This window comes from Nostoc sp. NOS(2021) (assembly GCF_017115025.1).
Taxonomy (GTDB): Bacteria; Cyanobacteriota; Cyanobacteriia; order Cyanobacteriales; family Nostocaceae; genus Nostoc.
The window spans coordinates 1-5,788 of the sequence record NZ_JABXKM010000182.1 but is presented as its reverse complement, the minus strand read 5'-3'; the positions used below and the strand labels follow the sequence as shown (position 1 = coordinate 5,788).

At 42.0% G+C, this 5,788-nt stretch carries 9 protein-coding genes and 1 other RNA gene; 3 read left to right on the top strand and 7 right to left on the bottom strand.

Annotated elements, in window-relative coordinates; genetic code table 11:
• Positions 1–215: 215 nt before the first annotated feature.
• Complete coding sequence (gene pstS, locus HWQ41_RS21085; protein ID WP_292767060.1) at positions 216–1,295, top strand: phosphate ABC transporter substrate-binding protein PstS; 1,080 nt, start codon at positions 216–218, stop codon at positions 1,293–1,295.
• Positions 1,296–1,322: 27 nt separating this feature from the next.
• On the opposite strand, the gene queF is transcribed toward pstS, so the two are convergent.
• The 6 genes from queF to HWQ41_RS21055 form a co-directional block, all read right to left on the bottom strand.
• Entirely contained in the window at positions 1,323–1,736 is a 414-nt protein-coding gene (queF, locus tag HWQ41_RS21080) for a preQ(1) synthase (protein ID WP_292767057.1), read from the bottom strand.
• Positions 1,737–1,840: 104 nt separating this feature from the next.
• Positions 1,841–2,239, bottom strand: a complete 399-nt coding sequence (locus HWQ41_RS21075; RefSeq protein WP_292767054.1) for a hypothetical protein — start codon at positions 2,237–2,239, stop codon at positions 1,841–1,843.
• A gap of 143 nt (positions 2,240–2,382) precedes the next feature.
• Positions 2,383–2,769, bottom strand: a complete 387-nt coding sequence (locus HWQ41_RS21070) for a phasin family protein (protein ID WP_292767051.1) — start codon at positions 2,767–2,769, stop codon at positions 2,383–2,385.
• A 25-nt stretch (positions 2,770–2,794) separates the two neighbouring features.
• Positions 2,795–2,891, bottom strand: an RNA gene (gene ffs / locus HWQ41_RS21065) — signal recognition particle sRNA small type.
• A 37-nt stretch (positions 2,892–2,928) separates the two neighbouring features.
• On the bottom strand, positions 2,929–3,195 hold the full coding sequence (locus HWQ41_RS21060; RefSeq protein ID WP_292767049.1) for a YciI family protein: 267 nt from the start codon (positions 3,193–3,195) through the stop codon (positions 2,929–2,931).
• A 150-nt stretch (positions 3,196–3,345) separates the two neighbouring features.
• Positions 3,346–3,744, bottom strand: coding sequence for a KGK domain-containing protein (locus HWQ41_RS21055; protein WP_292767047.1), 399 nt, complete (start codon positions 3,742–3,744; stop codon positions 3,346–3,348).
• A 117-nt stretch (positions 3,745–3,861) separates the two neighbouring features.
• On the opposite strand from HWQ41_RS21055, the gene HWQ41_RS21050 reads away from it, so the two are divergent.
• Entirely contained in the window at positions 3,862–4,413 is a 552-nt protein-coding gene (locus HWQ41_RS21050; RefSeq protein ID WP_292767044.1) for a 2'-5' RNA ligase family protein, read from the top strand.
• A 35-nt stretch (positions 4,414–4,448) separates the two neighbouring features.
• On the opposite strand, the gene HWQ41_RS21045 is transcribed toward HWQ41_RS21050, so the two are convergent.
• Positions 4,449–4,619 carry a hypothetical protein gene (locus HWQ41_RS21045; RefSeq protein WP_292767041.1) on the bottom strand — a complete coding sequence of 57 codons (171 nt, stop codon included), beginning with the start codon at positions 4,617–4,619 and terminating at the stop codon, positions 4,449–4,451.
• A gap of 115 nt (positions 4,620–4,734) precedes the next feature.
• Between HWQ41_RS21045 and HWQ41_RS21040 the strand changes: the two genes are divergently transcribed.
• Positions 4,735–5,565 (top strand): peptidoglycan-binding domain-containing protein, encoded by an 831-nt coding sequence (locus tag HWQ41_RS21040; RefSeq protein WP_292767038.1) that lies wholly within the window; start codon positions 4,735–4,737, stop codon positions 5,563–5,565.
• Positions 5,566–5,788 lie beyond the last annotated feature (223 nt).

Genomic DNA, 5,788 nt, shown 5'->3' with positions numbered 1-5,788 from the left:
GGAGACTTTGACGTAAGTCAAAGGCGGGGTGGGGTTCTTTTTTTGATTTATGCAATAAGTCTAAAGTTATTTACAATTAATTACGCCCACACGCTTACAAATTCGGAAATTAGGGACTTCCAAATAAAAAAATTGTGGTTCGTTTATTTGGATAATTTATTTCTTGGAAATCCCTTACTAGAGGTATTTATTAAACATTGGAACAAAAGATTTCTATGTCTGCTCAACTTCAATCCAAGGGAGGCGTTTACCTTCTACCCCTAATCGCTATCTTGTTGAGTATCGCTTCTTGCACTGCGAATAATCGAAACATCAAACATATTTCCCTCGTTGGTGCCGGGGCAAGTTTTCCCGCACCTTTGTACGAACGCTGGCTTTCAGATTACAACCAGAAAAATCCCAATGTGGAAATTAACTATCAAGCTATAGGGAGCAGTGCTGGAGTGCAACAGCTCATCGAAGGTACTGTGGACTTTGCAGCTAGTGATGTGGGAATTACAAATGAACAAGCAGCCAAGATAAAACGGGGAGTAATCGCTTTACCTCTAACTGCCGGTTCTATTGTGCTGGCTTATAATCTCACACCAGTTGCACACCAGTCGCCTCAAGTGAATGTGGCAACTGCTCTCAGGCTACCACGCCAAGTTTACGTAGATATCTTTCTCGGAAAAATTACAAATTGGAATCATCCTAGAATAGCCGCAGCTAATCCAGGGGTAAGTTTGCCCGATTTACCGATTCAGGTTGTACACCGAACTGATGGCAGTGGGACTACGAGCGTGTTGACACAACACCTCAGTGCCATAAGTCCAGAATGGAAAAGCAAAGTTGGGGCTGGTCAAGCTGTAGAATGGCAAATGGGAATTGGTGGAAAGGGTAACGAAGGTGTTACCGCTCTGATTCAACAGATACCAGGAGCTATTGGCTATGTAGAGTATATTTACGCCAAAGAAAATAAACTTCCTGTGGCTGCTTTAGAAAATAAATCTGGTAATTATATTACGCCGACACCAGAATCTGTAGCTCAAACTTTAGAAGCAGTGAAATTACCCGACAATAACTTAATTGCTTTTATTACCGATCCTACCAATGCCCAATCTTATCCTATCGTTACTTACAGCTGGCTTTTAACTTATCACCAATATCCCAACCGAGTCAAAGCTCAAGCGCTAAAAAACTTTGTTGATTGGGCTGTGATTGACGGGCAAAAATCCAGTTTGGAACTTGGGTATATTCCTTTGTCTAAAAAAGTTGTGCTTCAAGTGCAATCTGCGGCAAAGAAGATTGCCGATTAATGCCATCAGCGCTGATCAGTGATGATATTACTTTTGGTGACGCACTTCAACCACAGTATGTACATTACCGCGAGGCGTAAAATCTGCTTTCACCGTGACTTCCAACGGATCACAAGCAGCCACAAAATCATCTAAAATTTGATTTGCAGATTCTTCGTGGGAAATGTAGCGATCGCGGTAACTATTAATATAAAGCTTAAGTGCCTTCAATTCTACTACCCGTTCATCAGGCACATAGGTAACGTAAATTGTCGCAAAATCAGGATAACCGGAAAACGGACATTTACAGGTAAATTCTGGCAAAGTAATGTTAATGTCATATCGCCTCCCCACACGCGGATTCGGAAAGGTAATTAGTTTGCCTTCCGCAATGTCGCGTTCGCCATACTTCATTTCTTGGCTTGACTGGGATACACTTTCAGGTAATTTATCAGTTGTCATTTTTCATTTTTTATTGGTTATTTTACTTGTCTTTACGTCCTTTTAATAATTTTATAACTCCAAACTCCTAACGTACAGACGCGATTAATCGCGTCTCTCCCAACTCAATACTCTTCCTTCTCCCAGTCTGGACAATTCTCATCTTCACAACCGTGGGGATGCATGGCACAAACTAACAAATTACCACCATAAACTTGACCGTGGTAGTGACTACAACCGATACAGGCAGGATTTTTTTCGGCTGTGGGTTCAACTGAATAAGGAAAACCCGGATCTACATCTGCTACAATGTCTTCCAGTTCCCAGTAAGCTTCAAATATTGGTTCAGCCAAATCCTGTAAATACTGATCCACTTCAGTGACAATATTAGGGACTTGATCGGTCATTTCTTCCGTTAGCTCAAAAAAAGCGTCTACCATTTCACTCATTCCCAGGAAGAAACGCTCTACTTCATCAGCCACTGTTTCGACGATTTCTACTAAATCTTTTTGCCACTGTTCCATAAACTTGACGCCCTTACAGGCTATAAACAAGACGGTTTGTGTTATCTGGCTTCAACCACTAGACTACACACTAGGCAATGTATCTTATCAAGTTTCTAACTGAAGTGCCACTTATTACTGATATTTCGATCAAAGAATGCTTTTTATTGATCGCGTTGCAATCGTTTTAACTCGTCTTGCAGGTCTAGCACTTCTTGGCGTAATTTATCCACGTTCTCATCACTTGATCCCTCTTTCACCGTTGGTTCTTCATCTTCCTCTAAAATTTCAATGCGGCGAGGTTCAGAAGACGGTGGTTTCTCAGAGGTTTCACCAGATGGTTGGGCCTGTTGGGCTTGCTTCATCATATCTTCAACGAAGCGGCGGGCTTCTTCTGTATTCATTTCGCCCTTTGCCACCATTTCATCTGCCAGTTTTTGGACTTGCGATCGCACTTGGGCTAATTTTCCCCCTGCTTTCTCACCTGCGTAAGAAGCTAATCCAACACCGAGGTAAAAAGCTTTTTGAACAATATCTCCAAAACCAGGCATTTTTGCTGAACGCTCCTAAAAATAGGGCGACCCGGAGACTACGCCTACCACAAGCCTCCCGTGTTGCTGCTACCTTCCGGTTCTGACAAGATTTGGGTGTTGCGATCGCATAGATCCAGGTCTTTTAAAAGCATAACATTAAAAGTCAGTAAGTGTGTGTTATTCCATAACAATTCGCCATTCATAAAGCTGATAGTTGACACAACCGTGTTGCACCAAGGGGTCATCAGCCACAATCGCTTCTGCTTCATCCTTTGAGGCAGCCTCAAACAGCAACATCCCGCCTCTTTGCTCCGCCCAATAGCCTGTTCGCGCTTTGTGTCCTTTAGCAATCAAGTCTTGAATGTAGGCTTTGTGAGCAGGTACATATTGGTCAAAGGTAGGTTTATCTACTTTGCCTTCTTCAATCTTTACAAACCACGGCATCAGCTTCTTAACTCCAGTTACAACAGATATCCTGCTTAATTTATTACTATTTTGAGTAGCGTTTGAGTAGCAATATACATGAACTACAGCGATTTTTTTCTCATGGATATGTCGCCTACTATCTGCCAATAGGGGACGCATCTGTAACTATTAGATATCTAGGTGCGATCGCAGATCATCCAAGGGTGACTGTGGTTTTACATCTGCCGGAGGGGACTTTTTCAAAAAAGCCTCTGGGTTGTCAGGGATAAATTCTAGACGAAAACGGAATTTTCCTTTCTGCCAGCCTCCGCCTTTAGCTAGTAAAACCTCACACTTACAACCTTCTTCCGTAAACCATTGGCGCTCAGGAGTAGGATAATTATTCTTCCCATATGTCCAAGAAAGAATAGCTTCTACAAGGTTGCGGAACTTAAGCATGGGCGGTGTATCAAAAGCCTTTGAAGAAAAAGCAGATACAACGTCTTCATCATCCAAGTTAAATCTGTCTTCATCGCTGAAGTCGAATCTATATTTCTTGCTCTCGTCGCTGAAGCCCGCTTTACGCATTTTAATTTTCTCTTTCGATACACAATATGGCAGATCAAGCGCCAACTCGATCCGCCTTCCCTAAGTTTTCCCACCGATCACCAATTACTAAGCAATAAAAATAATTAATATAGATACATGAGCCGTTTTTTTGTCGCCCTCCTACCACCGCAAGATATTCAAGATTACGCCAACGAGATTAAGCAGTACTTTAGCGATCGCTATGCTAGTAGCGGGGCGCTAAAGTCTCCGCCTCATATTACGCTGCAACCGCCCTTTGAATGGGCAGATGATAACTTGCCACAGCTAGAAGCATCTTTGAAGGAGTTTGCTAGTAGACAACAGCCAGTAGCAATTACACTCAGGGGCTTTGATGCCTTTGCGCCTCGTGTCATATACATTAATGTAGTCATAAGTCAAGAGCTTTTAACTTTGCAAGCTGATTTAATGGCTTATACAGAAAGCAACTTGGGAATTGTTGATCAGGTTTCTAAAACCCGCCCTTTTGCGCCCCATATAACGGTTGCGTTTCGGGATTTAACAAAGCAAAACTTTAAAGCTGCTTGGCCAGAGTTTGAAAAGCGTCAGTTGCATTTTGAGTTTACTGCTGACAAATTAACACTACTGCTTCACGACGGTAAGCGCTGGAATATTAAATCGGAGTTTGGTTTTTTGGCTACTGAGCAATGAGATGGTGAAATAGCTAAAAACGATCGCAGCAGTTCTTAAAATAAGAGCGATCGCTGCAATTGTTGAGCATAAGTCTGCGCTTGCTGATCGAGGTGGGCATTTTTCAGAGCGATCGCACAAGTACGGAGAGCCGGTTGCAAGCTGGTGTCAAGGAAACATTGCGTAGTATCATCATCAATAGTTGAGAATAAGCGATCGCCCACCAAGACTTAAAACCATCTTTGTTTTTCCCGGTGTGTAGTCGTCTACGCCGAATGTCTCAAAGAGTTGCAGCTTGTCGTCACACATCCCTTAACTTTTGGAACGCCTTGCAAACAAGACATGTTAGATTTGTTTATTTCTACTTACTTAGTTTTTGTAAAACAAGATACATTAAATGGTAGTTTAGTAGCAAAGGAATCAAAAAGCATGGCCGTTAGTAGCCCTGAAGTCATCCGTCATATATTGATCGGGTTGGGATATTTAGCTCCTGAGATTGATCCTAAGCCGGATCTCACAAAATTTGCTCCCTGGAAGCGGAATAACAACTCCTTGACAGATGATCCTACTGAAGAAGCAATTAAAAAGTTTCAGAAACAGTACTCACAAAAACTTGTGGTTAATGGTAACGCTGATTCCGAGACTCGAACTGTCATGGAAGATACAGTCAAAGGGCTTCAGAATAGATTGAAGTTTCACGGTTTTGCAACCAATGCCGAAATTCCTTCAGACAAGCCTTTTTATGGCCCAGCCACTTATACAGCAGTCAAGAAATTTCAGAAATCTCAGGGTTTAACTGAAAATGGCATTGCCACTATTGAACAGCGTCAAATTCTCCAACAACCTAGTTTAACAGATAAGCCCCAGCCCCAGCCACAGACTCAACTCAAGCTGATAGATTTGTGGTTGCAATTCAAAAAGAATCCTCAAAATCCTTCTTACATCGCAGCCTTAAATAACTTACAACAAAATATACCCCAGGACGTTTTACACAAAGTTACTAACAAATGGAGGGGCACAAACGATCAAAATCCTGAGATTGTCAAGCTGACGAATGTGTTCACTTATTATGATGACAACAATCAAAACCATCGTGATGCACTAACTTACTTACAAAGTCAGATCACTCCAGTTATCTCTCAAGCATTTTTAAGTCTTTGGAATAAGAAGTAAACTCATCTGACTTTTCACGGCATCTGGAAAACCTCTCTTCTTCATGTCTCTCCTAGAAGGCTACTATGTAGACTCTACAACCCACAAATCAAAACCTCACCCTCGCTTTACCCAAGGGTAAATCTTTCCCTCTCCTTAATAAGGAGAGGGACAGTTTTTGCGTAGCAGAACCAGGGTGAGGTTTTTCAAGATTTTTGGGTAATTCGATGACTTGTGTGTACAC

Coding starts and splice junctions, on each gene's coding strand:
- HWQ41_RS21075 (WP_292767054.1), bottom strand. CDS start 2,239: ATGGAACAGTGGCAAAAAGATTTAGTAGAAATCGTCGAAACAGTGGCT.
- pstS (WP_292767060.1), top strand. CDS start 216: ATGTCTGCTCAACTTCAATCCAAGGGAGGCGTTTACCTTCTACCCCTA.
- HWQ41_RS21050 (WP_292767044.1), top strand. CDS start 3,862: ATGAGCCGTTTTTTTGTCGCCCTCCTACCACCGCAAGATATTCAAGAT.
- HWQ41_RS21060 (WP_292767049.1), bottom strand. CDS start 3,195: ATGCCGTGGTTTGTAAAGATTGAAGAAGGCAAAGTAGATAAACCTACC.
- HWQ41_RS21070 (WP_292767051.1), bottom strand. CDS start 2,769: ATGCCTGGTTTTGGAGATATTGTTCAAAAAGCTTTTTACCTCGGTGTT.
- queF (WP_292767057.1), bottom strand. CDS start 1,736: ATGACAACTGATAAATTACCTGAAAGTGTATCCCAGTCAAGCCAAGAA.
- HWQ41_RS21040 (WP_292767038.1), top strand. CDS start 4,735: ATGTTAGATTTGTTTATTTCTACTTACTTAGTTTTTGTAAAACAAGAT.
- HWQ41_RS21055 (WP_292767047.1), bottom strand. CDS start 3,744: ATGCGTAAAGCGGGCTTCAGCGACGAGAGCAAGAAATATAGATTCGAC.